Consider the following 25365-nt stretch of genomic DNA (forward strand, 5'->3'; position numbering starts at 1 on the left):
CTGCCGCAAGGGCATGGAGAGGAGGGGAAGGTATTTTTCGCCAGACGCAAAAAAGGCCACTTTTTTCAAAGTGGCCTTTTCTGTTGTTTGGTTGCGGGAGCCGGATTTGAACCGACGACCTTCGGGTTATGAGCCCGACGAGCTACCAGACTGCTCCATCCCGCGTCTGTGGGGCGGATTCTACAGCGTATGGAGATGCTGTCAATGCTTAATTGTTGATTTACAACAAAAACCTGCTATGGGCCAAACAGCGCCCAACAAAAAAGGCCACTTTTTCAAGTGGCCTTCTCTGATGTTTGGTTGCGGGAGCCGGATTTGAACCGACGACCTTCGGGTTATGAGCCCGACGAGCTACCAGACTGCTCCATCCCGCGTCTGTGGAGTGGATTCTACAGATATCTCAGAACGTGTCAACCGCTAAAATCCAGAAATCCTTTTTTGTTCAATTGCTTAGCGTTTGTGATCTGGCTGCGGGCGCGCTAAGGCGGGGGCTGCAGGGCATTTGCCCGGGGTGACGGGTGCAGGGTGCAGCCGGTGGTGACGAGTGAGATACTGCGCGTACGAATCAACGGTGTTAACGGTCATCCATGTCCCAACGCAAGATCATCCACATCGATTGCGACTGTTTCTACGCAGCCATCGAGATGCGCGACGACCCGCGGCTGGCCGGCAAGCCTCTGGCCGTGGGTGGCTCGGCCGACCGGCGCGGGGTGATTGCTACCTGCAACTACGAAGCGCGGGCCTTTGGCGTACGCTCTGCGATGTCGTCGCACCACGCGTTGAAGCTGTGCCCCGACCTGACCATCGTCAAGCCGCGCATGGATGCCTATAAGGAAGCCTCGCGGGAGATTCACAACATCTTCCGCGAGTACACCGAGCTGATCGAGCCATTGTCGCTGGATGAAGCCTATCTGGACGTATCCGACAGCCCGAAGTTTTCCGGCAGTGCCACGCGCATTGCCGACGACATTCGCCGGCGGGTGTCCCAGCGCCTGCACATCACGGTATCGGCGGGGGTGGCGCCCAACAAGTTCCTGGCCAAGATTGCCAGTGACTGGCGCAAACCCAACGGCTTGTTCGTGATTACCCCGGCACAGGTGCAAGACTTCGTCGCCTGCTTGCCAGTGACCAAGCTGCATGGGGTTGGCAAGGTCACGGCTGACAAGCTGGGGCGCCTGGGCATTGTCGATTGCAAGGATCTGCGCGAGTGGGACCGCCTGGCCCTGGTCCGCGAGTTCGGCAGTTTCGGCGAGCGTCTTTACGGGCTGGCGCGCGGCATTGACGAGCGGGTGGTGCACAACGACAGCCGGCGCCAGTCGGTGAGCGTCGAGAACACCTACGACAGCGACCTGCCGGACCTGGCCAGCTGCCTTGAAAAACTGCCTGAACTGCTGGAATCGCTGGGCGGTCGCATGGCCCGGATCGACGACAGTTACCGGCCGGGCAAGCCGTTCGTCAAGGTCAAGTTCCATGACTTCACCCAGACCACCCTGGAGCAGGCGGGGGCGGGGCGTGATCTTGAAAGCTACCGGCAACTGCTCAGCCAGGCTTTCGCGCGTGGCGCCAAGCCGGTCAGGTTGCTGGGAATTGGCGTGCGGTTGCACGACTTGCGCGGGGCGCATGTTCAGCTGGAGCTGTTCACGCCCGAGTGAAACGCCAGGCATCGTGGTCGATGCCTGGCGTTCATGGTGCTGGAGCTACTTCGCGCCGGGGTCTGCCACCAGGCGGCCGGCATCCCTGGTCAGCGCCTTGAGAAACTCCTGTTGCAGCTCCGGATCATTGCGGGTCAGCTCGATCAGGCTCTGTTCCAGCTCGCTGGCTTCCTCTTCCAGGCCCAGTTCGGACAAGCGCTTGACCCGGTGCACCCACTCGCTCACCTCGTCGTCTTCAAGGTCGTCGTAGATCAGCTCATGGGCTTCGACCAGTTTGCCGCGCAGCGTTGGGCTGAGCAGCAGGCTGGCGGCGGCACGCACGTTGTTTTCTTCATCGGCCACGGCCAGGTGCAAGGTGCCCACCTGGGTCAGGTTCTGTTCGGTGAACGGGCTGTCGAGCAGGTTCAGGCGCAACACACCATTGCGGTCGGTGGTCAGCTCGTGGGTGAGCTTGCCAGCCTTGACCTCGACCGGGCGTTCGCCCCACGGCAGGCTGGTGTACTCCTGGCGTTTGTCCTTCTGCACTTCGCTGATACTGGCCAGGTTCTGTTGTGCGCGGCCGTTGGACTGCACGTTCATGAACGGGTTGAGCCCGGCCACGCCATAGCTGAGCCAGTCATGGGTCACGCTGTCGGGCAGGTTGCCCAGTGCGAACACATTGACCACATTGGCGCCGATACCGGCAACCACGGCCACTGCGCCCAGCGGGATCTCGTAGATTTCGCGCCAGGGTTGGTAGGGCGTGTAGCGATCATAACGACGGGTCACTTCGAATTCGGTGACTTCGAAGTTCTTCTGTTCGTGAACGCGCACGCGCCGTTGCGGCAGCTCGAGTACCTTGGGCTCTCCGACATCGATCTGCAGGCTGTGCTCGAGCAGCTTGCGCTCGATCCGCTCCTCATGCTCGCTGCGCTGGGACATCTGGTTGGCGCAGCCGCTGAGCAGCACGGCGCCGCACAGGGCGGCGCCTCCGAAGGTGATTCGCTTGAACATGGCTACTCTTGTGTTGGCTATCAGCGACGAATACGGGCTTGCAGGAACGACAGCACCTCGGCCACGGGCAAGGCCTGGGCCTCGCTGTCCTTGCGGTACTTGTATTCCAGGTTGCCTTCGGCCAGGCCCCGGTCGCTGACCACGATGCGGTGCGGGATGCCGATCAGTTCCATGTCGGCGAACTTGATCCCCGGGCTGGTTTTCTTGTCACGGTCGTCCAGCAGCACTTCGAAACCGGCGGCGGTCAGTTCGGCGTAGAGCTTGTCGGTGGCTTCGCGCACTTCGGCGGTTTCGTAGCGCAGCGGTACCAGGGCGATCTGGAATGGCGCGAGGCTATCGCTCCAGATGATGCCCTTGTCGTCGTAGTTCTGCTCGATGGCAGCGGCAACCACGCGCGAAACACCAATGCCGTAGCAGCCCATGGCCAGGGTCACCGGCTTGCCGTTCTCGCCCAGCACCTGGCACTTGAGTGCTTCACTGTACTTGGTGCCCAGCTGGAAGATGTGCCCGACTTCGATGCCGCGCTTGATCATCAGCGTACCCTTGCCGTCCGGGCTCGGGTCGCCGGCTACCACGTTGCGCAGGTCGGCGATTTCCGGTACGGGCAGGTCGCGCTCCCAGTTCACGCCGAAGTAGTGCTTGTCGTCGATGTTGGCACCGATGCCGAAGTCGCTCATGAAGGCCACGGAACGGTCGATGATGCACGGCAGCGGCAGGTTCAGCGGGCCCAGGGAGCCGGCGCCGGCGCCGATGGCGTCGCGCAGTTCGGCGTCGCTGGCCATCACCAGCGGGCTGGCCACCTGTGGCAGGTTGGCAGCCTTGATTTCGTTGAGTTCGTGGTCGCCACGGACGATCAGGGCAATCAGCTTGCCTTCTTCGGCGGCATGCACGATCAGGGTCTTGACGGTGCGCTCGATCGGCACGCCGTAGTTTTCGACCAGGGCGGCGATGGTTTTCGCGTCCGGGGTATCGACCAGGCGCAGCTCCTCGGTGGGGGCAGGGCGCACGGTTTCCCGCGGGATCGCTTCGGCCTTCTCGATGTTGGCGGCGTAGTCGGAGCTGTCGCTGAAGATCACGTCGTCTTCACCGGACTCGGCCAGCACGTGGAATTCGTGGGACCAGCTGCCACCGATCGAGCCGGTGTCGGCCTGCACGGGGCGGAAATCCAGGCCCAGGCGGGTGAACACATTGCAGTACGCCTGGTGCATGCGGTCATAGGTTTGTTGCAGGGACGCCTGGTCGGCATGGAAGGAGTAGGCATCCTTCATGATGAACTCGCGACCGCGCATCAGGCCGAAGCGCGGACGGATCTCGTCGCGGAACTTGGTCTGGATCTGGTACATGTTCAGTGGCAGCTGTTTATAGCTGCTCAGCTCGTTGCGCGCGAGATCGGTGATGACCTCTTCGTGGGTAGGCCCCACGCAGAACTCGCGACCATGGCGGTCCTTCAAGCGCAGCAGCTCGGGGCCGTACTGCTCCCAGCGGCCGGACTCCTGCCACAGTTCAGCGGGCTGAATGGCCGGCATCAGCACTTCCAGGGCGCCTGCGGCGTTCATTTCCTCGCGTACCACGGCTTCGACCTTGCGCATCACGCGAAGGCCCATCGGCAGCCAGGTATAAAGGCCGGATGCGAGCTTGCGGATCATGCCGGCACGCAGCATGAGCTGGTGGCTGATGACGACCGCGTCGGAAGGGGTTTCTTTCTGTGTGGCGAGCAAATATTGACTGGTGCGCATGGTAGGCCGTTGTCGGTTGCTTAACTGAAATGACCCCGCATTGTACGGGGGCGATTCGGTGACGTATAGGATGGTGGCGCGGGAAACTGCGCCAAGTGCATCAACACAAAAGAAAAAGCCCGGCAGGGCCGGGCTTTTTCGAGCTGGGGTCCGTGAGCCGGAAGGCTTACAGGATGCTCAGCGGGTACTCGACGATCAGGCGCAGTTCGTCGATCGAAGGCGACGAGTTGTTGTACACCGCATCGCTGGAGCGGTAGGTGGCCTGGCGAACGCGGAAGCTCAGGTCTTTGGCCGGGCCTTCCTGCAGTACGTACTTGGCTTCGATGTCGCGTTCCCACTCTTTGCCGTTGTTGCCGGAGGAAACGTTGGCATCGGTACCACGGATGTAGCGGGTCATGAAGCTCAGGCCCGGTACGCCGAAGGTGGCCATGTTGATGTCGTAGCGAGCCTGCCAGGATTTCTCGTCTTCGGAGTTGAAGTCCGAACGTGCCACCGAGTTGGCCAGGAACACGGTACCGCCGCCGTCGACGCCGTAGGCGTAGCCGCCGTCGCCGCTGATGCGCTGGTGCGCCAGGGTGAAGGTGTGCGCGCCGATGGTGTAGGCGGCGGACAGGCTGAATGCACGGCTGTCGATCTTGTCGCCGTCGTAGGCTTTTTCCAGCGCGGCGCCGGTGCTCTTGGTGTTGTAGAAGTTGAAGTCGAACACCAGGCCCTGCTCGTCGTTGATCGGCAGGCTCCAGTTCACGTTGGCGTAGTATTTGCGCCAGTAGTCTTCGACCTTGGAGTAGTAGAGGCTGGTGCTGAGCTCGTCGCTGAACGCGTAGGTGCCGCCCAGTACGTCGGCCTTGGTCAGGTGGATGCCGCCGTCACGGTTGGTCTGGTCTTGTGCGGTGATGCTGGTGAAGCGACCGGCGTTGAGCGTCAGCCCCTTGATTTCGTTGCTGGTGATCAACGCGCCCTGGGCCATTTCAGGCAGCAGGCGGCTGTCGTCGGTGGCCAGCACTGGCAGCGAGGTGAACTGGTCACCCACTTTCAGGACGGTGTCGGAAATCCGGAACTTGATGGCTGCGCCGCCTTTGGAGTAGTCGTCCTGCGAGCGTTCGTCGGAGCCGGTCGGGAACAGGCCGGTGCCGGCAGTGCCCTTGCCGCCGTCCAGTTTCAGACCCAGCATGCCGATTGCGTCGACGCCGACGCCGATGGTGCCTTGGGTGAAGCCCGACTCGAAGGTGCCGATGAAGCCTTGGCCCCACTCTGCAGCGCGGCTCTGCTCGGTGTTGGGGACGTTGCGGTAGTCACGGCTGAAGTACAGGTTGCGAAGTTTGACGTTCAAGCTGCTGTCTTCTACAAACCCCTTGGATTCATCCTGAGAAGACGCCATGGCCAGCTGCGAGGTGCCTGCCGCTACGGCCAGGGCGATTATGCTCCACTTCATCACGCGCATCGTGATTTGCTCCTTTGGTTTTGGAAGATTACGGCCTTGCCCCCTGGTTTTTTTATGGGGCGGCTCTTTCTTTTTTGAGTCGGCGAAATGTATATCACGCTGACTGTCGTTGGCGATACTTGCGAAGGGAACCTTTCATTAACTTTATGGTCCCGTCGCAAACGGTTAAATCCCTGTCGCAAATTACGCCCCGGCATGACCGGTGCGTTCAACTACAGCGCTGTTTCGCAGAGCAGCAAAGGCAGTGCAATCACGCCAAGCCTTTGATGCCAAAACTCCCTGGTTGCCCTTGCAGCTGTTGTTATTTGTCGCACTTGGCTTGCTTATGCAGGCGCCATGCCGACGTTGGGCAGAGATGAATGCAACAAGCGTGCTCAATTGCGCGGTGCGTTGATGAAATTTTCACATTTCGTCGGCCGAAGGGCGCGTGGTGCCCGAAAACCGGGGGTGTACAGATCTTTTGGTTTGAGGGTCGATGCCGTCGCGGAATAAGCAAAAAATCGACTTTGAAGTCAAAACGTTACCGGCTTGTAGGACAAGTGAGTAGTTTTCGGTAGGAGGCGGTGCTGATTGTGTTCGCGAGGCGCTATTTTGGTGCGAAAAGTAGCGTTTTGTTACCGGCGTGAGCGGACCTCCTGCGTGCAGTGTGGTCTGCCTGCCCCGGGATGGAGCGCCATGTACTCATGCCTGTGACTCCAATCGGGAGTATCCTTGCGTCAATCACCTGCCGGGTGCAGGTATCGGGATTGAAAGGTGCGAGGAGATTGTTCTGTGTTTGCTCTTGATTCACGTTTGCAACAAGACACGATTGCGCTGGGGGACTTTCCTCTTTGTCGCTTGTTACTTAGTAAGGATGCTAACTATCCGTGGTTCATTCTGGTGCCGCGGCGTCCTGCTGTCAGCGAAGTATTCGAACTTGATGAAGAGGCGCAGCAGCAACTCTGGCAAGAGACCACGTTGCTGGCCAAGTTGCTCGACGGGCTGTTCGATGCCGACAAGATGAATGTCGCGACCCTGGGCAACGTCGTGAGCCAGTTGCACATGCATGTGATCGTGCGACGCCAGAGCGATGTGGCATGGCCTGGCCCGGTGTGGGGGCGCGTGCCGGCGCTGGTTTATACCGCCGAGGCGCTGGCTCATGTGCGCCGCATCGTCGAGCGTGAGCTTGGTGATTATCTTCAACCGATCGAGGCTTGAATCATGACCCTGGAAGCACGGGTAACCGAGTTGGAGAGTCGTCTGGCATTTCAGGACGATACGCTGCTGGCGCTGAACGATGTGCTGGTGGAGCAGCAGCGGGTGGTTGAGCGGCTGCAGCTGCAGATGGGCGCGCTGCTCAAGCGTTATGAGGAGATGGTGGGGCAGTACGAGTCCAACGAGGAAGAAGCGCCGCCCCCGCACTATTGATGCATGCGCCTCGCGCAGCGGGCCTAAAGGCTCAGTGCAGATCGACAGCAGAGCAGGGCGGGTGAGTAGGCGTAAAAAAACCGCGATCGGCCGAGTGGCCGTCGCGGTTCTTCACGCTAGGATCAGCGACGCGGTGCCGCAATCACATCCTCGGCCTGCAGGCCCTTGTCCCGGTTCATCACCGAAAACTCCACGCGCTGACCCTCCACCAGCACCCGGTGACCCTCGCCACGAATGGCCCGGAAGTGCACGAAGATGTCATCGCCGGAATCCCGCGAAATGAATCCAAAGCCCTTGGACGTGTTGAACCACTTCACGGTGCCCGTGTCGCGGTTGCTCATGTCGTAGGCAGGTGCCTGGCTGCGCGCACGGCCAACCTTGGCCAGGCCCGCCACCAGATGCAGCAGCACGGCCAGCAGGGCGCAGACCATGGCCGCGACATTGCCCAGCTCCGGGCGCAGCAGCACAGTGACCGCTTGCAATACCACTGCAAGCACCAGCAGCGCGCTGGCAGTGTGTTGCAGGTACTGGCGCGCGCCGCGGTAGTGCATTGGCAGCACAGGCACCAGGATCAGGTTGAGCAGCCCGAACAGCGCCAGGTAGATGGCATCGGGTTGTTGCAGGAAAGGGACAGCTTCGCCCCTCAGGCTAGGAATCAGGGACAGCAGCAAGGCAGCTGCGCCCGTCAACAGGTGAACGATCTTGAACATGGTGGTTTGGCTCACATTTTATTCAGGCATATCACAGGAAGAGCTGAACCCACGGTGCGCGGTTACCGATGAGGCGCCAAAGCGTGGCTGCAGCCTATGCGCCATTGCACAAAAAATGCGCAATGACGGCACGGTGCCTATTTAACAGCAAAGCCGGGTGCTTCTCAAATCAGCGGGCCAAACGGGCCGCGCGGCTGCAGCCCTGTGTCGCACGCCAGACCGGCAATCGGAGCTGCAGGCACGCGCAACTCTTGGTACAGTGCTTCCAGCATGTTGAACTGACATCACAGGAAGGAAATGTACATGGCAATTGATATTGGTATCAGTGAAGAAGATCGCAAGTCCATTGTTGACGGCTTGTCGCATCTGTTATCGGATACATATGTACTGTACTTGAAGACCCATAACTTCCACTGGAACGTGACCGGGCCGATGTTCAATACACTGCACTTGATGTTCGAAGGCCAGTACAACGAACTGGCCCTGGCAGTCGATGCCATCGCCGAGCGAATTCGTGCACTGGGCTTCCCGGCGCCGGGTACTTATTCCACCTACGCCAAGTTGTCCTCGATCAAGGAGGAGCCAGGTGTGCCGGCGGCCGAAGAGATGATCAAGCAACTGGTCGATGGCCAGGAAGCCGTGGTGCGTACCGCGCGCAGCCTGTTCCCGTTGCTGGACAAGGTCAGCGACGAGCCGACCGCCGACCTGTTGACCCAGCGCATGCAGGCCCATGAAAAGACTGCCTGGATGCTGCGCTCGCTGTTGGCCAAGTGAGTGTTCGGCGCCTGTAAAGGCGCCTGTTGAAAGACGCAAGCCCGATTCTTCTTTAGAGGAATCGGGCTTTTTTAATGGGTACTTCCTGCGTGCTGCGGCCGGCGTGGAACAGTTTCAGCAGGTGTGGTACATGAACTCAACTAAAAGGTTATTCCTACGCTGCGCAGGCTCGCGGTCTGCTGGTTGCAATACGATGAACAGCGCTTCATAGGCAGGTACCTGGATAGCAAGTATCCCGGTGATGAACTTCCTGTCAGTCAATGCGTGGGATGAATATGTCGCGAGTCGTGAATGAACGTGCATGCACCGCCGAGCAACTTCGTATGGCCCCTGGTGATCCTTTTCAGGCAGATTTCAATATGGGCCTGGCGCGCCCGCTGTCGCGTTCGGTGCGACTCAACGGCTTCGCCACCTGCTTGCGCCTGGAAGAGGTCTACTGGAAAATCCTCGAGCGCATTGCCGCCGCCAACCGGTGTACGGTCAATGCGGTGCTGTCCCATGTGGACCGCGAAGTCCACCTTCGCCACGGCGGCGTCAAGAATTTCAGCGGCCTGGTGCGGGTGATCTGCGTGGTCTACGTGCTGAGGGGCGGCGCCAAGCCCTGAACCATTCGTGCGCTGGCACGGCGGGCGGGCTGCACAGCCCCGGTTAACCATATATAATCCCGCTTTTTGCTGCGTGGCGCGGCCCGCGCAGTGGTCAACGAGATACGCCAATGCCCCTGTACGACTATCAATGCGGTTCCTGCAGCCACCAGATGGAAGTTCTGCAGAAGATCAGCGCAGCGCCGCTGACCGATTGCCCGGCCTGCCAGGCACCTGCCCTGAAGAAGCTGATTTCTGCCCCGGGCTTCCGCCTGGGCGGCACCGGCTGGTATGAAACCGACTTCAAGACCGGCACCAAAAAGAACCTGGCGGGCGCCGACAAGGCCGACTGAGTTGAACTGTACTGCCAGGGTCTTGCACTATGGGCCCCCTGGGGCCGGCAAGGTCCACACCCGAATTCACGAATGACGAGAAGCGAAACCACCATCATGATGCGCAGCCACTATTGCGGCCAACTGAACGAGAGCCTGGAAGGTCAGGAAATTACCCTTTGCGGCTGGGTCCATCGTCGTCGCGACCACGGCGGGGTGATCTTCCTCGACATCCGTGATCGCGAAGGCATGGCTCAGGTCGTGTTCGACCCGGACCGCGCAGAAAGCTTTGCCGCCGCCGACCGCGTGCGCAGCGAGTACGTGGTGAAAATCACCGGCAAGGTGCGTCCGCGCCCTGCAGGCGCAGTCAACGCCAACATGGCCTCGGGCGCCATCGAAGTGCTGGGCTACGAGCTCGAAGTGCTGAACGAAGCGGAAACCCCGCCGTTCCCGCTCAACGAGTACTCCGACGTGGGTGAAGAGACCCGCCTGCGCTATCGCTTCATCGACCTGCGTCGTCCGGAGATGGCCGAGAAGCTGCGTCTGCGCTCGCGCATCACCACCAGCATCCGTCGCTTCCTCGACGAAAACGGCTTCCTCGACGTCGAGACGCCGATCCTGACCCGCGCTACCCCGGAAGGCGCGCGTGACTACCTGGTGCCAAGCCGTACCCACGCCGGCAGCTTCTTTGCCCTGCCGCAATCGCCGCAGCTGTTCAAGCAACTGCTGATGGTGGCCGGTTTCGATCGCTACTACCAGATCGCCAAGTGCTTCCGCGACGAAGACCTGCGCGCCGACCGCCAGCCGGAATTCACCCAGATCGACATCGAGACCAGCTTCCTGGACGAGACCGAGATCATGGGCCTGACCGAAAGCATGATCCGCAAACTGTTCAAGGAAGTCCTGGACCTGGAGTTCGGCGAATTCCCGCACATGACCTTCGAAGAGGCCATGCGCCGCTACGGTTCGGACAAGCCTGACCTGCGCAACCCGCTGGAACTGGTGGATGTGGCCGACCAGCTGCAAGCGGTCGACTTCAAGGTGTTCAGCGGCCCGGCCAACGACCCGAAATGCCGCGTTGCCGCACTGCGTGTACCGGGCGGGGCGAGCATGCCGCGCAGCCGTATCGACGAGTACACCAAGTTCGTCGGCATCTACGGTGCCAAGGGCCTGGCGTACATCAAGGTCAACGAGCGCGCCAAGGGCGTCGAGGGCCTGCAGTCGCCAATCGTCAAGAACATCCCCGAGGCCAACCTGAACGTGATCCTCGATCGCGTGGGCGCGGTCGATGGCGACATCGTGTTCTTCGGTGCCGACAAGTCCAAGATCGTCAGCGAAGCCCTGGGCGCGCTGCGCATCAAGGTCGGCAACGACTTCAACCTGCTGACCTGCGAATGGGCACCGATGTGGGTTGTCGACTTCCCGATGTTCGAAGAGAACGACGACGGCAGCTTCACGGCGCTGCACCACCCGTTCACCGCGCCAAAATGCTCCCCTGAAGAGCTGGAGGCCAACCCGGCCACCGCGCTGTCGCGTGCCTATGACATGGTGCTCAACGGCACCGAGCTGGGTGGCGGTTCGATCCGTATCCACCGCAAAGAGATGCAGCAGGCCGTGTTCCGCCTGTTGGGCATCGAGGCGGCGGAACAGGAAGAGAAGTTCGGCTTCCTGCTCGACGCGCTGAAGTTCGGTGCACCGCCGCACGGTGGCCTGGCCTTCGGTCTGGACCGCCTGGTGATGCTGATGACCGGCGCCCAGTCGATTCGTGAAGTGATCGCCTTCCCGAAAACCCAGAGCGCTGCGTGCGTCATGACCCAGGCCCCAGGCCTGGTCGATGCCAAGGCACTGCGTGAGCTGCACATCCGTCTGCGCGAACAGCCCAAGGCTGAGTAAGCGGGCCCGGGGCGCATCCACTTGGATGCGCCTTTGCGTTACGGCATACCGAATTGATTGCCCACGCCAGGTTTTTCCGGGCGGGGGCGTGGTTTTGTTTCAAGGATTTCTGGAGTCAGTTATGGCGGGTCATTCCAAGTGGGCGAACATCAAGCACCGCAAAGAGCGCCAGGATGCCAAGAGAGGCAAGATCTTCACCAAGTGGATTCGTGAGCTGACCGTCGCCGCCAAGCAGGGCGGTGGCGACCCGAATTCCAACCCGCGCCTGCGCCTGGCGCTGGACAAGGCCTTGGGCGCGAACATGAGCCGCGACATCATCGATCGCGCCGTGGCCCGTGGTGCAGGCGCAACCGAAGCCGACAATGTCGAAGAGCTCAGCTACGAAGGCTACGGCCCGGGCGGCGTGGCGATCATGGTCGAGGCCATGACCGACAACCGCAACCGCACCGCCGCGGCCGTGCGCCATGCCTTCAGCAAGTGCGGTGGCAACCTGGGCACCGATGGCTCGGTGGCCTATCTGTTCGAGCGCAAGGGGCAGATCAGCTTTGCCGCCGGTGTCGATGAAGACGCGCTGATGGAAGCGGCGATGGAGGCCGATGCCGACGACGTGGTCAGCAACGAAGATGGCTCGTTCGACGTGTTCACCTCGTTTGCCAGCTTCTACGCGGTGCGTACTGCCCTGGAGGCTGCCGGCTTCAAGGCTGCGGATGCGGAAATCGTCATGCAGCCGACCACCAGCGCCGAACTCGACCTGGAGGGCGCACAGAAGGTGCTCAAGCTGATCGACATGCTTGAAGACCTGGACGATGTGCAGAATGTGTATTCCAACGCCGAAATTCCTGACGAAGTCATGGAACAACTCGGCTAAGGTTCAGTTCTGGCGTACTCGAGGCCGGATTCGTCCGCAGGCACCTTGTGCCCGTGACGGGTCCGGCTTCTGTCTTTTTAATGGCGCCCCGGTGCGCCACTGGTTGCGCAGGCGATATGACTCTGATTCTTGGTATTGACCCCGGCTCGCGGATTACCGGCTATGGTGTGGTGCGCCACACGGCGCGCGGGTGCGAGTACGTGGCCTCCGGTTGCATCCGTACCGGCAGCGGCGAGCTGCCCGAGCGCCTGCAGGTGGTATACCGCAGCGTGCGCGAAATCATCCAGTTGCACGGGCCGGTGACCATGGGTATCGAGCGGGTGTTCATGGCGCGCAACGCCGACTCGGCGCTCAAGCTCGGCCAGGCGCGCGGCGCCGCCATCGTCGCCGGGGTCGAAGAGGGCCTGGAGATCGCCGAGTACAGTGCCACCCAGGTCAAGCAGGCGGTCGCCGGTACGGGCGGGGCAAACAAGGAACAGGTGCAGATGATGGTCATGCACCTGCTCAAGCTCACCCAGAAGCCGCAGATAGACGCCTCCGATGCCCTGGCCATCGCCCTGTGCCATGCCCATACCCGTTCCAGCCTGGTGCCGCACGGGCTGGGCGCTGCACGCAGCCGCAGTGGCCGCCTAAGGCTCTGATAGCATCATCGGTTAACACAATTTCGCTTGCCGGCCACCGCCGGCTTGCAATCATGGCGGCTGATGGCGGGCTCGATCGCCCCGGCGCCCTGGATAAAGGACCTGAACGTGATTGGACGTTTGCGCGGTACCCTGGCTGAAAAGCAGCCGCCGCACCTGATTGTCGATGTCAACGGCCTGGGCTACGAGCTCGAGGTGCCGATGACCACCCTGTATCGCCTACCCAAGGTTGGCGAGGCAGTGACGCTGCACACCCACCTGGTGGTACGTGAAGACGCGCACCTGCTGTATGGCTTTCACGAAAAGCGCGAGCGCGAGCTGTTCCGCGAGCTGATCCGCCTCAACGGCGTAGGGCCCAAGCTGGCCCTGGCATTGATGTCGGGCCTGGAGGTCGACGACCTGATACGCTGCGTGCAGGCCCAGGACACCTCGGCGCTGGTCAAGGTGCCGGGGGTGGGCAAGAAGACCGCCGAGCGCCTGCTGGTCGAACTCAAGGACCGCTTCAAGGCCTGGGAAACCGCGCCAAGCCTGTTTACCCTGGTGTCCGACGGCCCGCAGCCGGTGGCAAGTGCCTCCACTGCCGAAACCGATGCGGTCAGCGCGCTGATCTCGCTGGGCTACAAGCCGCAGGAAGCCAGCCGCGCCGTGGCGGCCATCGATGCCAAGGGCCTGAGCAGCGAAGAGCTGATCCGGCGCAGCCTCAAGGGGATGATTTAAGTGATCGAAGCCGACCGACTCATAGCCGCTACTGGGCGCGACCGCGAAGAGGTCCAGGACCGGGCGATCCGGCCATTGCGCCTGGACGAGTACATCGGGCAGCCAGTGGTGCGCGAGCAGATGGCGCTTTTCATCCAGGCGGCACGTGGGCGCAGCGAGTCGCTGGACCATACGCTGATCTTCGGCCCGCCGGGCCTGGGCAAGACCACCCTGGCCAACATCATCGCGCAGGAGATGGGCGTTTCGATCAAGAGCACCTCCGGGCCGATCCTCGAGCGTCCGGGCGATCTGGCGGCGCTGCTGACCAACCTGGAACCCCACGATGTACTGTTCATCGACGAGATTCACCGGCTTTCGCCGATCGTCGAAGAGGTGCTGTACCCGGCCATGGAAGACTTCCAGCTGGATATCATGATCGGCGAGGGGCCGGCCGCACGTTCGATCAAGCTCGATTTGCCGCCGTTCACTCTGGTCGGGGCAACCACCCGCGCCGGCATGCTGACCAATCCGCTGCGCGACCGTTTCGGTATCGTGCAGCGCCTGGAGTTCTACAACACCGCAGACCTGGCCACCATCGTCAGCCGCTCGGGCGGGATTCTGGGCCTGCCGATCGAGGACGAGGGCGCCTTCGAGATCGCCCGGCGCGCCCGCGGCACCCCGCGTATCGCCAATCGTCTGCTGCGTCGTGTACGCGACTACGCCGAGGTGCGTGGCAAAGGTGACATCACCAAGGCCATCGCCGACCTGGCGCTGAACCTGCTGGACGTGGACGAGCGTGGTTTCGATCACCAGGACCGGCGCCTGCTGCTGACCATGATCGAGAAGTTCGACGGTGGCCCGGTGGGTGTTGACAGCCTGGCGGCGGCGATCAGCGAAGAACGTCACACCATCGAGGACGTGCTGGAGCCCTACCTGATCCAGCAGGGCTACATCATGCGCACACCCCGTGGGCGCGTGGTGACCCGGCACGCCTACCTGCACTTTGGCCTGAACATTCCGGGCCGCATGGGCGAGTCGGTCAACGGCGAGGGTTTTTCCGACCTGGCCGATGAATGACAGACTTATCCGGCGTTTTCGTGGTCCTATCGGCGGACACGCATGAGTCGCGCTGGCAATACGACATAATCCGTTAAAAACAGTTGGTGGGGCGGATTGGCAAGCTGAGGAGTTAGCACTAGAGTATGCGCGCGCAAAATGGGGTTGAGTCGTTCGCACATCGCTGTCGCGTCTATTACGAGGACACCGATGCGGGCGGCGTGGTGTATTACGTCAATTATCTGAAATTCATGGAGCGTGCCCGCACCGAGCGGTTGCGCGAGCTGGGCTTTGCCCAGTCTGCGATGGCAGAACAGAACACCTTGTTCGTCGTTCATTCCAGCGAGGCGCGCTACCACGCGCCGGCCCGCCTGGACGATGAATTGCGGGTCACCGCACAAGTGCTTGAATTGAATCGTGCCAGCCTGCGCTTCGTGCAGCAGGTCTGGCGCGAGCGTGATGCAACGCTGCTCTGCGAGGGGCAGTTCCTGGTGGCCTGTGTGCGCGCCGATACGTTCAAACCCCGGGCCATTCCTTCCGAGCTGCGTGCAGCCTTTGTGGCGGCGGATGGTGCGGGTAACCAAACAATTGCAGGAGATTAAGCGTGGAAGCTAACGTCGTCGACCATACCTCCATGTGGAGCCTGGTCAGTAATGCCAGCATCGTGGTGCAGCTGGTCATGCTGATTCTGGTGGCCGCATCGGTGACCTCGTGGATCATGATTTTTCAGCGCAGCACCATGCTGCGTGCCGGTCGTCGTGCGCTGGAAAGCTTCGAGGAGCGCTTCTGGTCGGGCATCGACCTGTCCAAGCTGTACCGCCAGGCCGGCAGCAACCCGGACCCGGACTCGGGCGTGGAGCAGGTCTTCCGTGCCGGCTTCAAGGAATTCTCGCGCCTGCGCCAGCAACCGGGCGTCGACCCTGACGCCGTGATGGAAGGCGTTGGCCGGGCCATGCGCGTGGCCATCTCGCGTGAAGAAGAGAAGCTCGAACAGAGCCTGCCGTTCCTCGCCACCGTCGGTTCCACCAGCCCGTACATCGGTCTGTTCGGTACCGTATGGGGCATCATGAACTCCTTCCGCGGCCTGGCTTCGGCCCAGCAGGCGACCCTGGCCACTGTGGCTCCGGGTATCGCCGAGGCACTGATCGCCACCGCGATCGGCCTGTTCGCCGCAATCCCGGCAGTTATTGCCTACAACCGTTTCGCTGCACGCAGTGAAGTCTTGATCGGCCGCTACTACACGTTCGCCGACGAGTTCCAGGCCATCCTGCACCGTAAAGTGCACACCAGCGAAGAGTGATCAGGTAAAAGCCCATGGCTCGAGTTCGACACAAACGCAAGCCGGTCGCGGAGATGAACGTGGTGCCCTACATCGATGTGATGTTGGTACTGCTGGTCATCTTCATGGTGACCGCACCGATGCTCAACCAGGGCGTGAAGGTCGACCTGCCCAAGGTTTCCAGCGAAGCCTTGCCGCAGGACAACAACGTCCAGATCCTTACCATTTCGATCAAGGCCGACAAGACCTATTTCTGGAACCTTGGCAGCGAAGTCGACACCGAAAAGCAGATGGACAAGGCCATGACCTTGCCGCAAATGACCGACGCGGTGACCAAGATCATCGCGGCCGGACGTGACCAGGGCAAACAGACCCAGGTGTTCATCCGTGGCGACAAGGCCGTCGACTATGGCGCGGTGATGGGCGCCATGGGCGGGTTGCAGAAGGCCGGTGTCGGTAACGTTGGCCTGATTACCGAGGCGCCCTGATGCAACAGCGAGAGCCATCCGCCTCGGAAAGCTATTTCTGGCCCAGCGTCTGGGCCATCGCGCTGCACGTTCTGGTGTTCGGCATGCTGTTCGTCAGCTTTGCCATGACCCCGGAACTGCCGCCGGCCAAGCCTATTGTCCAGGCGACCCTGTACCAGCTGAAGTCCAAAAGTCAGGCCACCACCCAGACCAATCAGAAGATTGCGGGTGAAGCGAAGAAAACCGCTGCGCGCCAGACCGAAGTCGAGCAGATGGAACAGAAGAAGGTCGAGCAGCAGAAGCAGGAAGCGGTGAAGGCTGCGGAACAAAAGAAAGAAGAGGCGGCTCAAAAGGCCGAAGAAGCCCGCGAGGCGGCCGAAGCCAAGAAGGCCGACGAGGCCAAGAAAGCCGACGAGGCCAAAAAGGCCGACGCGGCCAAGAAAGCCGAGGAAGCCAAGAAGGTCGAAGAGAAACAGCAGGCCGACCTCGCCAAGAAGAAAGCCGAGGAAGAGGCCAAGAAACAGGCAGCAGAAGAGGCCAAGAAGCAGGCCGCTGAAGACGCCAAGAAGAAAGCCGCCGAGGATGCCAAGAAAAAGGCAGCCGAGGATGCGAAGAAAAAAGCGGCAGCCGAAGAGGCCAAGAAAAAGGCCGCCGAGGACGCCAAGAAGAAAGCCGCAGCCGATGCGGCCAAGAAGAAGTCAGCAGAAGCGGCGCGCAAGGCGGCGGAAGACAAGAAAGCCCAGGCCCTGGCCGAGCTGTTGTCCGACTCCACCGAACGGCAGCAGGCGCTGGCCGACGAGCAGGGTGACCAGGTGGCCGGCGACTTCGACGACCTGATTCGTGCCCGCGCAGCCGAAGGCTGGGCGCGCCCACCTTCTGCACGCAAGAACATGACGGTGGTCCTGCAGATTGGCATGTTGCCCGATGGCACCGTGACCACGGTGAGCGTTGCACGCTCCAGTGGTGATGGTCCGTTCGATGCCTCTGCGGTAGCAGCGGTCAAGAACATTGGCCGCCTGACCGAAATGCAGGGCTTGAAACCGAGCGAATTCAATCCCTATCGTTCATTCAAGATGACATTCACACCTGAGGATCTAGCCTTGTGATTAACCTTCTTAGAGGACTGCTGGTCGTTCTCTGCTGCGCAGCAGGGATGGCCGTTGCAGAAGAAAAGAACATCCTGGTCACCAGCGGCAGTGACCGTGCCACGCCGATCGCGGTCGTGCCGTTCGCCCTGCAGGGTGGCAGTGTGCTGCCCGAGGACATGGCCGATATCATTGGCAATGACCTGCGCAACTCCGGCTACTATGCGCCGATTCCGCGCCAGAACATGATCAGCCAGCCTAGCCAGGCCAGCGAAGTCATCTTCCGCGACTGGAAGGCCCTGGGCGCCCAGTACGTGATGGTAGGCAGCATCGTGCCAGCGGGCGGTCGCCTGCAGGTGCAATATGCGCTGTTCAACGTCGCCACCGAGCAGCAAGTGCTGACCGGCAGCGTCTCGGGCACTACCGACCAGCTGCGTGACATGTCGCACTACATTGCCGACCAGTCGTTCGAGAAACTCACCGGCATCAAGGGTGCGTTCTCCACGCGCATGCTGTACGTCACCGCCGAACGCTTCTCCAAGGACAACACTCGTTACACGTTGCAGCGTTCGGACTACGACGGCGCCCGCGCCGTGACCCTGCTGCAGTCGCGCGAGCCGATCCTGTCGCCGCGCTTCGCGCCAGACGGCAAGCGCATTGCCTATGTGTCGTTCGAACAGCGTCGTCCGCGTATCTTCGTACAGCACATCGACACTGGCCGTCGTGAGCAGATCACCAACTTCGAAGGCCTCAACGGTGCACCAGCCTGGTCGCCCGATGGTTCGCGCCTGGCGTTCGTGCTGTCCAAGGACGGCAACCCTGACATCTATGTGATGAACATGGCTTCGCGCCAGATGTCGCGTGTCACGGCCGGCCCGGGTATCAACACCGAGCCGTTCTGGGGCAAGGATGGTTCGACCATCTATTTCACGTCGGATCGTGGCGGCAAGCCGCAGATCTACAAAACCAACGTTTCGGGTGGTGGTGCCGAGCGTGTAACTTTCGTGGGTAACTACAACGCCAACCCTAAACTGTCGGCGGATGAAAAGACCCTGGTAATGATTCATCGCCAGCAAGGTTTCACCAACTTCAAGGTGGCCGCGCAGGATTTGCAGCGAGGAAGTGTAAAAATCCTCTCTGAAACAAGTCTTGATGAGTCACCCACTGTTGCGCCCAACGGCACCATGCTAATCTACGCCACCCGCCAGCAGGGCCGGGGAGTCTTGATGCTCGTCTCTCTCAACGGACGCGTGAGGCTCCCGCTTCCTACCGCTCAAGGCGAAGTCAGAGAACCGTCCTGGTCCCCTTACCTGAACTGACGCGGCGCTTTACGTAACACTTAACACATTGGGGTTCATTAGGAGTTTCACGATGGAAATGCTGAAGTTTGGTAAGTTTGCTGCGCTGGCTCTGGCCATGGCTGTAGCTGTAGGTTGCTCCTCCAAGGGCGGCGACAACGCTGGTGAAGGCGCTGTTGATCCAAACGCTGGTTACGGCGCTAACACCGGTGCTGTTGACGGTTCCCTGAGCGAAGAAGCCGCTCTGCGCGCAATCACCACCTTCTACTTCGAATACGACAGCTCGGACCTGAAGCCAGAAGCCATGCGCGCTCTGGACGTTCACGCCAAAGACCTGAAAGGCAATGGCGCTCGCGTCGTCCTGGAAGGCAACACCGACGAGCGTGGTACTCGCGAATACAACATGGCCCTGGGCGAGCGTCGTGCTAAAGCCGTACAGCGCTACCTGGTACTGCAAGGCGTTTCCCCAGCCCAACTGGAACTGGTTTCCTACGGCGAAGAGCGTCCAGTTGCTACCGGTAACGACGAGCAATCCTGGGCTCAGAACCGTCGCGTCGAACTGCGTAAGTAATTCGATATGCGAACGTGCCGCCGTGCTGTAACCGTCCTGGCTCTCGCCCTGCCACTCGTGGCCTGGGCCGAGGTTCCTGTTGTTGATGACAACGCTGGCTATAACGGCGCAAGCAGTTATCCGCCAGCGGGTTATGGTACGAGCGGCGCCTACGCCGGGGGAGGGGTTTCGGCCCCTGCCTCGGCGCAGGGTCAGCTGTTCATGCAATTGCAGCAGATGCAGGATCAGATTTCGCGCCAGCAAGGCGTGATCGAAGAACTGCAAAACGATGTAGCCCGCCTGAAACAGGAAGGCCTGGAGCGTTACCAGGACCTGGATCGGCGTATCGGAGCCGGCGGTGCACCCGCTGCAACTCCCGAGAATTCCTCCACCGGTGGTGATGTAGCCGCCGGTGCCGCTGCAGGCGCGGCCACCGCCCCTGCGGCCAGTAGCGAACCTGGCGACCCGGCGAAAGAAAAGCTCTATTACGACGCTGCTTTCGACCTGATCAAGGCCAAGGATTTCGACAAGGCCAGCCAGGCATTCAATGCCTTCCTGCGCAAGTACCCCAACAGTCAGTACGCCGGCAATGCCCAGTACTGGCTGGGTGAAGTGAATCTTGCCAAGGGCGACCTGCAGGGCGCTGGCCAGGCGTTTGCCAAGGTCAGCCAGCTGTATCCGAAGCACAGCAAGGTGCCGGACTCGCTGTACAAGCTGGCCGATGTCGAGCGCCGCCTGGGTCACACCGACCGGGTCAAGGGTATTCTGCAGCAGGTGGTCACCCAGTACCCGGGTACCTCCGCCGCACAGTTGGCCCAGCGCGACCTGCAGAAGCTCTGAACTGCCCGCCTGGAAGAAACCCGCGCTAGTCGCGGGTTTTTTCGTTAGAATTGATGCCCTTTTATTGACACACGCTGCTGCGAACTACGCGATGCCGGGTTCGCTGCAGTGCCTGACGGAGGCGGACAGCCTGTTTAGCTGTTACGCCCGTGGCGACTATGCAAGACACATTACGAATTACCGAAGTTTTTTACTCGTTGCAGGGTGAAACGCGTACCGCTGGGCTGCCCACGGTATTTGTACGTCTCACCGGCTGCCCTTTGCGTTGCCAGTATTGCGACAGTGCCTATGCCTTCAGTGGTGGTACCGTGCGCAGCCTCGACTCGATTCTCGAGCAGGTGGCTGGTTTTCGCCCGCGTTACGTGTGCGTCACTGGCGGTGAGCCATTGGCCCAACCCAACGCCATCCCCTTGCTCAAGCAATTGTGCGACGCCGGCTATGAGGTGTCGCTGGAAACCAGCGGAGCACTGGACATCTCGAAGGTCGACCAGCGCGTCAGCCGGGTGGTGGACCTCAAGACGCCGGGCTCCGAAGAGATGCACCGCAACCTCTACGAGAATATCGAGCTGCTGACCCCGAACGATCAGGTCAAGTTCGTCATCTGTTCCCGTGAAGACTATGACTGGGCGGTGTCCAAGCTGATCCAGTATGGTCTGGAGAAGCGTGCCGGGGAGGTGCTGTTTTCGCCGAGCCACCATCAGGTCAAGGCCAGCGACCTGGCCGACTGGATCGTGGCCGATAATTTGCCGGTTCGTTTTCAACTGCAGTTGCACAAGCAATTGTGGAACGACGAGCCGGGACGCTGATTGGGGAGTGATGTCATGACTGAGAAACGTGCGGTAATCCTGCTGTCTGGTGGCCTGGACTCGGCCACGGTGGTCGCGATGGCCAAGGCCGAAGGCTACAGCTGCTATACCATGAGTTTCGATTACGGCCAGCGTCATCGCGCCGAACTGGACGCCGCTGCGCGAGTTGCCCGTGACCTGGGTGCAGTCGAGCACAAGGTGATCGGCCTGAGCCTGGATGGCATTGGTGGTTCGGCGCTGACCGACAGCAGCATCGATGTACCCGAGACGCCGGGTGAAGGCATTCCAGTGACCTACGTACCAGCGCGCAATACCGTGTTCCTGTCGTTGGCGCTGGGCTGGGCCGAGGTGTTGCAGGCGCGGGATATCTTCATCGGCGTGAACGCGGTGGATTACTCGGGCTACCCGGATTGCCGTCCCGAGTTCGTCGAGGCATTCGAGCGCATGGCCAACCTGGCCACCAAGGCCGGTGTCGAGGGGCAGGGCTTTCGCATCCAGGCACCGTTGCAGAACCTGAGCAAGGCGCAGATCGTTCAGGCGGGCATGGCGCGTGGTGTCGACTACAGCCTCACTGTGTCGTGCTATCAGGCTGACGATCAAGGCCGTGCCTGTGGCAAGTGCGACAGCTGCCGCCTGCGTGCAGATGGCTTCCGGGCAGCCGGCGTGACCGACCCTACCCGATATTTTTGATTTTTTTTACGGTGGGGTGTTGATTTCCTTAAGGAAATCAGTATTATACGCCCCACGCAACGGGTCGTTAGCTCAGTTGGTAGAGCAGTTGGCTTTTAACCAATTGGTCGTAGGTTCGAATCCTACACGACCCACCATTTCGAAAAACCCGCTTTCCATGAGAAAGCGGGTTTTTTTTCGTCTGTTGAATTTCCCTCTCTGTTCAGCAACTGAACCGTGATCTGCGGGTTGACCTGGAGATTGCGTTCGCGCCAGCTCGGCTGGGTGCGAGCTGGCGCGGGAGGGGGGCACCGGTCTACGGGTTGCCTGCCGAGAGTGTCTGCAGGCCCTGGCTTCGGGCCTGGTCGAGCAGTTCTTCGGTGTCTGCCCCGCCGGGCAGCGCGAGCACGATGTCCGGTCGGCTATCGGCCAGCATGAAGCGGTTGCGCAGGCGTTCGGCCTGTTTGCCGTGGTGCTGCCAGTTGGGTGGGTAGCGCACGATGTGGGCTGCGTTTTCCCGGGCCCAGTCCTCGATATGCGCACCGAGGAACTGACTGCCACCGTGGATGACCACCTGCACCGGGTGCAGGCGCTGGAAAGCTTCCAGAACCTGCCGGCACACCCGGCTGTCGGCGTAATGGCGGCCGGCGCAAATCAGTACGCGCATAGGCGTTCTCCCTGAGCCACGTTCTTCAGAACCACTGCTTGAAGCGGCGGATGTACAAGGTCTTCATGGTCTGGGCGACCACGCAGTAGCTAAGCAGTGTGCCCACCAGCCAAGGGAAGTATTCCCACGGCAGCGGAACCAGGCCGACCATGCTGCCCAGCGGCGAGAAGGGCACGTAGATTCCCAGCGCCATCACCAGCCCCGTCGCCAGCATTACCGGCAAGGCTGCAGTGCTCTGGATGAACGGGATCTTGCGGGTGCGCAGCATGTGCACCACCAGGGTCTGGGACAGCAGCCCTTCGATGAACCAGCCCGACTGGAACAGGCTGGCCATTTCCACGCTGTTGGCGGCGAACACGTACCACATCAGCGCGAAGGTGGTGATGTCGAAAATGGATGAGGTTGGCCCTATCCACAGCATGAACCGCCCGATGTTCCGGGCATCCCATTTGCGTGGCTTGGCCAGGTACTCCTTGTCCATCTTGTCCCATGGCAGCGCCAGCTGGGAGAAGTCGTACATCAGGTTCTGCAGCAACAGGTGAATCGCCAGCATCGGCAGGAAGGGGATGAAGGCACTGGCGACCAGCACCGAGAACACGTTGCCGAAGTTGGAGCTGGCGGTCATGTTCAGGTACTTCATGATGTTTCCGAAGGTCTCGCGACCCTTGATCACCCCTTCCTCCAGTACCATCAGGCTCTTTTCCAGCAGGATGATGTCTGCCGACTCCTTGGCAATGTCGGTGCCGCTGTCCACCGAGATGCCGACGTCGGCGTCGCGCAGGGCAGGGGCGTCGTTGATCCCGTCACCCAGAAACCCGACGGTGTGGCCGTTGGCTTGAAGGGCCTTGAGTACGCGGGACTTCTGCAGTGGCGTGAGCTTGGCGAACACCGTGCGCTCTTCCACCCGGCGCGCGAGCACCTCATCGTCCATGTGCTCGATGTCGCGGCCCAGCAGCGGCTCGCCTGCCTCCAGGCCCACTTCCCGGCAGATCTTGGCGGTAACGGTGGGGTTGTCGCCGGTGAGTACCTTGACCGTCACGCCGTTGTCGCGCAGTGCGGCGATGGCCGGGCCGGCGCTTTCCTTGGGCGGGTCGAGGAAGGTCAGCAAGCCTTCGATGATCAGCTCGCGCTCATCACTGGCGCTGTACTGGGTCTGCGTCTCGCCTGCGGCTATTTGGCGGGTGCCCACCAGCAGCACGCGAAAGCCGTCGCGGTTATAGGCCTCGGCGAGTTTGAGCAGGGCCGAACGGCGCTCGGCATCCAGGCTTACGGCAGTGCCCTGCTGGCGGACCCGGCTGGCGGTCTCCAGCATCTCTTCCACGGCGCCCTTGCACACCAGCAGGTGACCACCACTGGCATCGGCCAGGATCACCGACAGGCGCCGACGTACGAAGTCGAAGGGCAGTTCGTCGACCTTGCGCCAGGCTGCCGGAGGGGTGAACTGCGGATTGTCCTCGGCGAAACTGACCACGGCGCGGTCCATGAGGTTTTTCATGCCGCTCTGGTGGTGGCTGTTGAGCCAGGCCAGTTGCAGCACCTCGTCGCAGCGGTTGCCGCCGATATCGACATGGTGTTCGAGGATGATGCGGTCCTGGGTCAGGGTGCCGGTCTTGTCGGTGCACAGTACGTCCATGGCGCCGAAGTTCTGGATCGCGTTCAGGCGCTTGACCACTACCTTGCGCCTGGCCATGGCGGCCGCGCCCTTGGCCAGGTTGGCGCTGACGATCATCGGCAGCATTTCCGGGGTCAGGCCAACCGCTACCGCCAGGGCGAACATGAAGGCTTCGGCCCAGTCCCCCTTGGTGAAGCCGTTGATCAGCAGCACGATGGGCACCATCACCAGCATGAAGCGGATCAGCAGCCAGCTCACGCTGTTGACCCCGCGGTCGAAGGCGGTCTGCGCGCGGGAGCCGACGATGGAGCGGGCCAGTGAGCCGAAATAGGTACGAGCCCCGGTGGCGACCACCACGGCCGTGGCGGTCCCGCTGACCACGTTGGTGCCCATGAAGCAGATGTTGGGAAGGTCCAGCAGGTCCTGTTGGTCGGCGGCCTGGGCCTTGGCGGATTTTTCCTGCACCGCACCCAGGGTGTCGTACTTTTCCACTGGCAAGGCTTCGCCGGTCAGTACCGCCTGGCTGATGAACAGGTCGCGGGACTCGATCAGGCGAATGTCTGCGGGGATCATGTCGCCGGCAGACAGCTGGATGATGTCGCCCACCACCAGTTCGCGCATGGGTAGTTCTCGAACCCGCGCCTGGGCCCCTAGCTGCTCGCGCCGCAGCACGGCTGCGGTGGTGCGCACCATCGCCTTCAGGGCTTCGGCGGCCTTGGCCGATCGGTGTTCCTGCCAGAAACGCATCACGCCGCTCGCCAACACCATCACCAGCACGATGATCACGCCGGTCAGGTCGGTTTCTTCGCCGGCCTGCAGCGGCAGCCAGAAGTCGGTGAAGAAACTGATACCCGTCAAGGTCATCAGCACATAGATGAAGGGGTTGTTGAAAGCGTGCAGCAACTGCACCAGTGCATGGGGCGGACGGTCATGGGCGACTTCGTTGTGGCCGTCCCGTTGCAGGCGGCCCTGGGCTTCTTCTTCGGTGAGCCCGGCGGGGCTGGAGTTGACGTTGGCCAGGGTAACGGCCAGGCCGTTCTGGGCCTCGCGCGCGGCGCGCATCGACAGCTTGTTGCTGTCACGGGTGGGGTGGGTGTGGCGGGGTGTTGGGTTTTTTACAGTCATGGTCTGTGCTCCTGCCGCCTGCTCGCGGCACGACACACCGACAACTCAACTAATCATAGGCGAGTGAAAGTATGTCGAGTCGCGGGCAGGCGATCGATTCGAAGAGTGGGATCTTTAGCGGTGACGTTCGCTGCCTGTTGAATGAACGTGCACAGGCAGCGAACCGACTACTGGCCTCTTCCAT

General features: G+C 61.3%; 26 protein-coding genes and 3 tRNA genes. 21 read left to right on the top strand and 8 right to left on the bottom strand.

Going from position 1 to position 25365, the window contains the following annotated elements; all coding sequences use genetic code 11:
* Positions 1 to 88 precede the first annotated feature (88 nt).
* Together N0B28_RS06505 and N0B28_RS06510 are read right to left on the bottom strand one after the other, a co-directional pair.
* Positions 89 to 165: transfer RNA gene (locus N0B28_RS06505), tRNA-Met, on the bottom strand.
* A 132-nt stretch (positions 166 to 297) separates the two neighbouring features.
* Positions 298 to 374 (bottom strand) — tRNA-Met (locus N0B28_RS06510).
* 213 nt (positions 375 to 587) lie between these two features.
* Here N0B28_RS06510 and dinB point away from each other — a divergent pair.
* Positions 588 to 1652 (top strand): DNA polymerase IV, encoded by a 1065-nt coding sequence (dinB, locus tag N0B28_RS06515; protein WP_043864254.1) that lies wholly within the window; start codon positions 588 to 590, stop codon positions 1650 to 1652.
* A 45-nt stretch (positions 1653 to 1697) separates the two neighbouring features.
* Here dinB and N0B28_RS06520 read toward each other — a convergent pair whose 3' ends face one another.
* The 3 genes from N0B28_RS06520 to N0B28_RS06530 all read right to left on the bottom strand — a co-directional run bounded on the left by N0B28_RS06520 (position 1698) and on the right by N0B28_RS06530 (position 5822).
* Positions 1698 to 2645 (bottom strand): hypothetical protein, encoded by a 948-nt coding sequence (locus N0B28_RS06520; protein ID WP_078480043.1) that lies wholly within the window; start codon positions 2643 to 2645, stop codon positions 1698 to 1700.
* A gap of 20 nt (positions 2646 to 2665) precedes the next feature.
* On the bottom strand, positions 2666 to 4381 hold the full coding sequence (locus N0B28_RS06525; RefSeq protein ID WP_043864252.1) for a proline--tRNA ligase: 1716 nt from the start codon (positions 4379 to 4381) through the stop codon (positions 2666 to 2668).
* A 166-nt stretch (positions 4382 to 4547) separates the two neighbouring features.
* The gene (locus N0B28_RS06530) at positions 4548 to 5822 is read right to left on the bottom strand and encodes an OprD family porin (protein ID WP_043864251.1); all 1275 of its coding nucleotides are present in this window, start codon (positions 5820 to 5822) and stop codon (positions 4548 to 4550) included.
* Between the two features lie 771 nt (positions 5823 to 6593).
* On the opposite strand from N0B28_RS06530, the gene N0B28_RS06535 reads away from it, so the two are divergent.
* Both N0B28_RS06535 and N0B28_RS06540 read left to right on the top strand, forming a co-directional pair.
* On the top strand, positions 6594 to 7019 hold the full coding sequence (locus tag N0B28_RS06535; RefSeq protein WP_078480040.1) for an HIT domain-containing protein: 426 nt from the start codon (positions 6594 to 6596) through the stop codon (positions 7017 to 7019).
* 3 nt (positions 7020 to 7022) lie between these two features.
* Positions 7023 to 7229, top strand: coding sequence for a SlyX family protein (locus tag N0B28_RS06540; protein WP_043864249.1), 207 nt, complete (start codon positions 7023 to 7025; stop codon positions 7227 to 7229).
* 122 nt (positions 7230 to 7351) lie between these two features.
* Here the strand turns inward: N0B28_RS06540 and N0B28_RS06545 are convergent, their stop codons facing one another.
* Entirely contained in the window at positions 7352 to 7939 is a 588-nt protein-coding gene (locus N0B28_RS06545; protein WP_043864302.1) for a cold-shock protein, read from the bottom strand.
* A gap of 303 nt (positions 7940 to 8242) precedes the next feature.
* Between N0B28_RS06545 and N0B28_RS06550 the strand changes: the two genes are divergently transcribed.
* The 18 genes from N0B28_RS06550 (at position 8243) to N0B28_RS06635 (ending at position 21935) form a co-directional block, all read left to right on the top strand.
* On the top strand, positions 8243 to 8713 hold the full coding sequence (locus N0B28_RS06550) for a Dps family protein (RefSeq protein ID WP_043864248.1): 471 nt from the start codon (positions 8243 to 8245) through the stop codon (positions 8711 to 8713).
* 275 nt (positions 8714 to 8988) lie between these two features.
* Positions 8989 to 9318, top strand: coding sequence for a ribbon-helix-helix domain-containing protein (locus tag N0B28_RS06555; RefSeq protein ID WP_043864247.1), 330 nt, complete (start codon positions 8989 to 8991; stop codon positions 9316 to 9318).
* Positions 9319 to 9428: 110 nt separating this feature from the next.
* Positions 9429 to 9650 (top strand): zinc ribbon domain-containing protein, encoded by a 222-nt coding sequence (locus tag N0B28_RS06560; RefSeq protein ID WP_043864246.1) that lies wholly within the window; start codon positions 9429 to 9431, stop codon positions 9648 to 9650.
* Between the two features lie 96 nt (positions 9651 to 9746).
* Positions 9747 to 11522: an aspartate--tRNA ligase gene (aspS, locus tag N0B28_RS06565; RefSeq protein WP_043864301.1), complete on the top strand. Its 1776-nt coding sequence runs from the start codon at positions 9747 to 9749 to the stop codon at positions 11520 to 11522.
* Positions 11523 to 11643: 121 nt separating this feature from the next.
* Positions 11644 to 12390: a YebC/PmpR family DNA-binding transcriptional regulator gene (locus tag N0B28_RS06570; RefSeq protein ID WP_043864245.1), complete on the top strand. Its 747-nt coding sequence runs from the start codon at positions 11644 to 11646 to the stop codon at positions 12388 to 12390.
* A gap of 116 nt (positions 12391 to 12506) precedes the next feature.
* Complete coding sequence (ruvC, locus tag N0B28_RS06575; RefSeq protein WP_043864244.1) at positions 12507 to 13031, top strand: crossover junction endodeoxyribonuclease RuvC; 525 nt, start codon at positions 12507 to 12509, stop codon at positions 13029 to 13031.
* Between the two features lie 108 nt (positions 13032 to 13139).
* A complete protein-coding gene (gene ruvA, locus N0B28_RS06580) occupies positions 13140 to 13748 on the top strand; it encodes a Holliday junction branch migration protein RuvA (RefSeq protein ID WP_043864300.1) in 609 nt (202 codons plus the stop codon).
* Positions 13749 to 14804, top strand: coding sequence for a Holliday junction branch migration DNA helicase RuvB (gene ruvB, locus N0B28_RS06585; RefSeq protein WP_043864243.1), 1056 nt, complete (start codon positions 13749 to 13751; stop codon positions 14802 to 14804).
* A 125-nt stretch (positions 14805 to 14929) separates the two neighbouring features.
* Positions 14930 to 15385, top strand: coding sequence for a tol-pal system-associated acyl-CoA thioesterase (ybgC, locus tag N0B28_RS06590; protein ID WP_043864242.1), 456 nt, complete (start codon positions 14930 to 14932; stop codon positions 15383 to 15385).
* Positions 15386 to 15387: 2 nt separating this feature from the next.
* Complete coding sequence (gene tolQ / locus N0B28_RS06595; RefSeq protein ID WP_043864241.1) at positions 15388 to 16083, top strand: protein TolQ; 696 nt, start codon at positions 15388 to 15390, stop codon at positions 16081 to 16083.
* Positions 16084 to 16097: 14 nt separating this feature from the next.
* The gene (gene tolR, locus N0B28_RS06600; RefSeq protein WP_043864240.1) at positions 16098 to 16550 is read left to right on the top strand and encodes a protein TolR; all 453 of its coding nucleotides are present in this window, start codon (positions 16098 to 16100) and stop codon (positions 16548 to 16550) included.
* Entirely contained in the window at positions 16550 to 17635 is a 1086-nt protein-coding gene (tolA, locus tag N0B28_RS06605; RefSeq protein WP_043864239.1) for a cell envelope integrity protein TolA, read from the top strand. Before tolR ends, tolA begins: the two co-directional genes overlap by 1 nt.
* 47 nt (positions 17636 to 17682) lie before the next feature.
* A complete protein-coding gene (gene tolB, locus N0B28_RS06610) occupies positions 17683 to 18933 on the top strand; it encodes a Tol-Pal system beta propeller repeat protein TolB (protein ID WP_213085823.1) in 1251 nt (416 codons plus the stop codon).
* Positions 18934 to 18985: 52 nt separating this feature from the next.
* Positions 18986 to 19483, top strand: a complete 498-nt coding sequence (gene pal, locus N0B28_RS06615) for a peptidoglycan-associated lipoprotein Pal (protein ID WP_042121796.1) — start codon at positions 18986 to 18988, stop codon at positions 19481 to 19483.
* Positions 19484 to 19489: 6 nt separating this feature from the next.
* Positions 19490 to 20302, top strand: coding sequence for a tol-pal system protein YbgF (ybgF, locus tag N0B28_RS06620; protein WP_054914972.1), 813 nt, complete (start codon positions 19490 to 19492; stop codon positions 20300 to 20302).
* Positions 20303 to 20460: 158 nt separating this feature from the next.
* Entirely contained in the window at positions 20461 to 21108 is a 648-nt protein-coding gene (gene queE, locus N0B28_RS06625) for a 7-carboxy-7-deazaguanine synthase QueE (RefSeq protein WP_043864236.1), read from the top strand.
* Between the two features lie 15 nt (positions 21109 to 21123).
* Complete coding sequence (gene queC, locus N0B28_RS06630) at positions 21124 to 21798, top strand: 7-cyano-7-deazaguanine synthase QueC (protein ID WP_058541509.1); 675 nt, start codon at positions 21124 to 21126, stop codon at positions 21796 to 21798.
* A gap of 61 nt (positions 21799 to 21859) precedes the next feature.
* Positions 21860 to 21935, top strand: a tRNA-Lys gene (locus N0B28_RS06635).
* A gap of 158 nt (positions 21936 to 22093) precedes the next feature.
* Here the strand turns inward: N0B28_RS06635 and N0B28_RS06640 are convergent.
* Together N0B28_RS06640 and mgtA are read right to left on the bottom strand one after the other, a co-directional pair.
* A complete protein-coding gene (locus tag N0B28_RS06640) occupies positions 22094 to 22444 on the bottom strand; it encodes a DUF2493 domain-containing protein (protein WP_078480038.1) in 351 nt (116 codons plus the stop codon).
* A 25-nt stretch (positions 22445 to 22469) separates the two neighbouring features.
* Positions 22470 to 25181 (bottom strand): magnesium-translocating P-type ATPase, encoded by a 2712-nt coding sequence (gene mgtA / locus N0B28_RS06645; RefSeq protein ID WP_043864233.1) that lies wholly within the window; start codon positions 25179 to 25181, stop codon positions 22470 to 22472.
* Positions 25182 to 25365: the final 184 nt, after the last annotated feature.

This window comes from Pseudomonas sp. SD17-1, assembly GCF_029201585.1.
Taxonomy (GTDB): Bacteria; Pseudomonadota; Gammaproteobacteria; order Pseudomonadales; family Pseudomonadaceae; genus Aquipseudomonas; species Aquipseudomonas palmensis.

What these genes read in the sequence shown, in the direction of transcription:
- dinB (WP_043864254.1), top strand. Translation starts at nt 588, where the DNA reads ATGTCCCAACGCAAGATCATCCACATCGATTGCGACTGTTTCTACGCA.
- N0B28_RS06520 (WP_078480043.1), bottom strand. Translation starts at nt 2,645, where the DNA reads ATGTTCAAGCGAATCACCTTCGGAGGCGCCGCCCTGTGCGGCGCCGTG.
- N0B28_RS06525 (WP_043864252.1), bottom strand. Translation starts at nt 4,381, where the DNA reads ATGCGCACCAGTCAATATTTGCTCGCCACACAGAAAGAAACCCCTTCC.
- N0B28_RS06530 (WP_043864251.1), bottom strand. Translation starts at nt 5,822, where the DNA reads ATGCGCGTGATGAAGTGGAGCATAATCGCCCTGGCCGTAGCGGCAGGC.
- N0B28_RS06540 (WP_043864249.1), top strand. Translation starts at nt 7,023, where the DNA reads ATGACCCTGGAAGCACGGGTAACCGAGTTGGAGAGTCGTCTGGCATTT.
- N0B28_RS06545 (WP_043864302.1), bottom strand. Translation starts at nt 7,939, where the DNA reads ATGTTCAAGATCGTTCACCTGTTGACGGGCGCAGCTGCCTTGCTGCTG.
- N0B28_RS06550 (WP_043864248.1), top strand. Translation starts at nt 8,243, where the DNA reads ATGGCAATTGATATTGGTATCAGTGAAGAAGATCGCAAGTCCATTGTT.
- N0B28_RS06555 (WP_043864247.1), top strand. Translation starts at nt 8,989, where the DNA reads ATGTCGCGAGTCGTGAATGAACGTGCATGCACCGCCGAGCAACTTCGT.
- N0B28_RS06560 (WP_043864246.1), top strand. Translation starts at nt 9,429, where the DNA reads ATGCCCCTGTACGACTATCAATGCGGTTCCTGCAGCCACCAGATGGAA.
- aspS (WP_043864301.1), top strand. Translation starts at nt 9,747, where the DNA reads ATGATGCGCAGCCACTATTGCGGCCAACTGAACGAGAGCCTGGAAGGT.
- N0B28_RS06570 (WP_043864245.1), top strand. Translation starts at nt 11,644, where the DNA reads ATGGCGGGTCATTCCAAGTGGGCGAACATCAAGCACCGCAAAGAGCGC.
- ruvC (WP_043864244.1), top strand. Translation starts at nt 12,507, where the DNA reads ATGACTCTGATTCTTGGTATTGACCCCGGCTCGCGGATTACCGGCTAT.
- ybgC (WP_043864242.1), top strand. Translation starts at nt 14,930, where the DNA reads ATGCGCGCGCAAAATGGGGTTGAGTCGTTCGCACATCGCTGTCGCGTC.
- tolR (WP_043864240.1), top strand. Translation starts at nt 16,098, where the DNA reads ATGGCTCGAGTTCGACACAAACGCAAGCCGGTCGCGGAGATGAACGTG.
- tolA (WP_043864239.1), top strand. Translation starts at nt 16,550, where the DNA reads ATGCAACAGCGAGAGCCATCCGCCTCGGAAAGCTATTTCTGGCCCAGC.
- tolB (WP_213085823.1), top strand. Translation starts at nt 17,683, where the DNA reads ATGGCCGTTGCAGAAGAAAAGAACATCCTGGTCACCAGCGGCAGTGAC.
- pal (WP_042121796.1), top strand. Translation starts at nt 18,986, where the DNA reads ATGGAAATGCTGAAGTTTGGTAAGTTTGCTGCGCTGGCTCTGGCCATG.
- ybgF (WP_054914972.1), top strand. Translation starts at nt 19,490, where the DNA reads ATGCGAACGTGCCGCCGTGCTGTAACCGTCCTGGCTCTCGCCCTGCCA.
- queE (WP_043864236.1), top strand. Translation starts at nt 20,461, where the DNA reads ATGCAAGACACATTACGAATTACCGAAGTTTTTTACTCGTTGCAGGGT.
- queC (WP_058541509.1), top strand. Translation starts at nt 21,124, where the DNA reads ATGACTGAGAAACGTGCGGTAATCCTGCTGTCTGGTGGCCTGGACTCG.
- N0B28_RS06640 (WP_078480038.1), bottom strand. Translation starts at nt 22,444, where the DNA reads ATGCGCGTACTGATTTGCGCCGGCCGCCATTACGCCGACAGCCGGGTG.
- mgtA (WP_043864233.1), bottom strand. Translation starts at nt 25,181, where the DNA reads ATGACTGTAAAAAACCCAACACCCCGCCACACCCACCCCACCCGTGAC.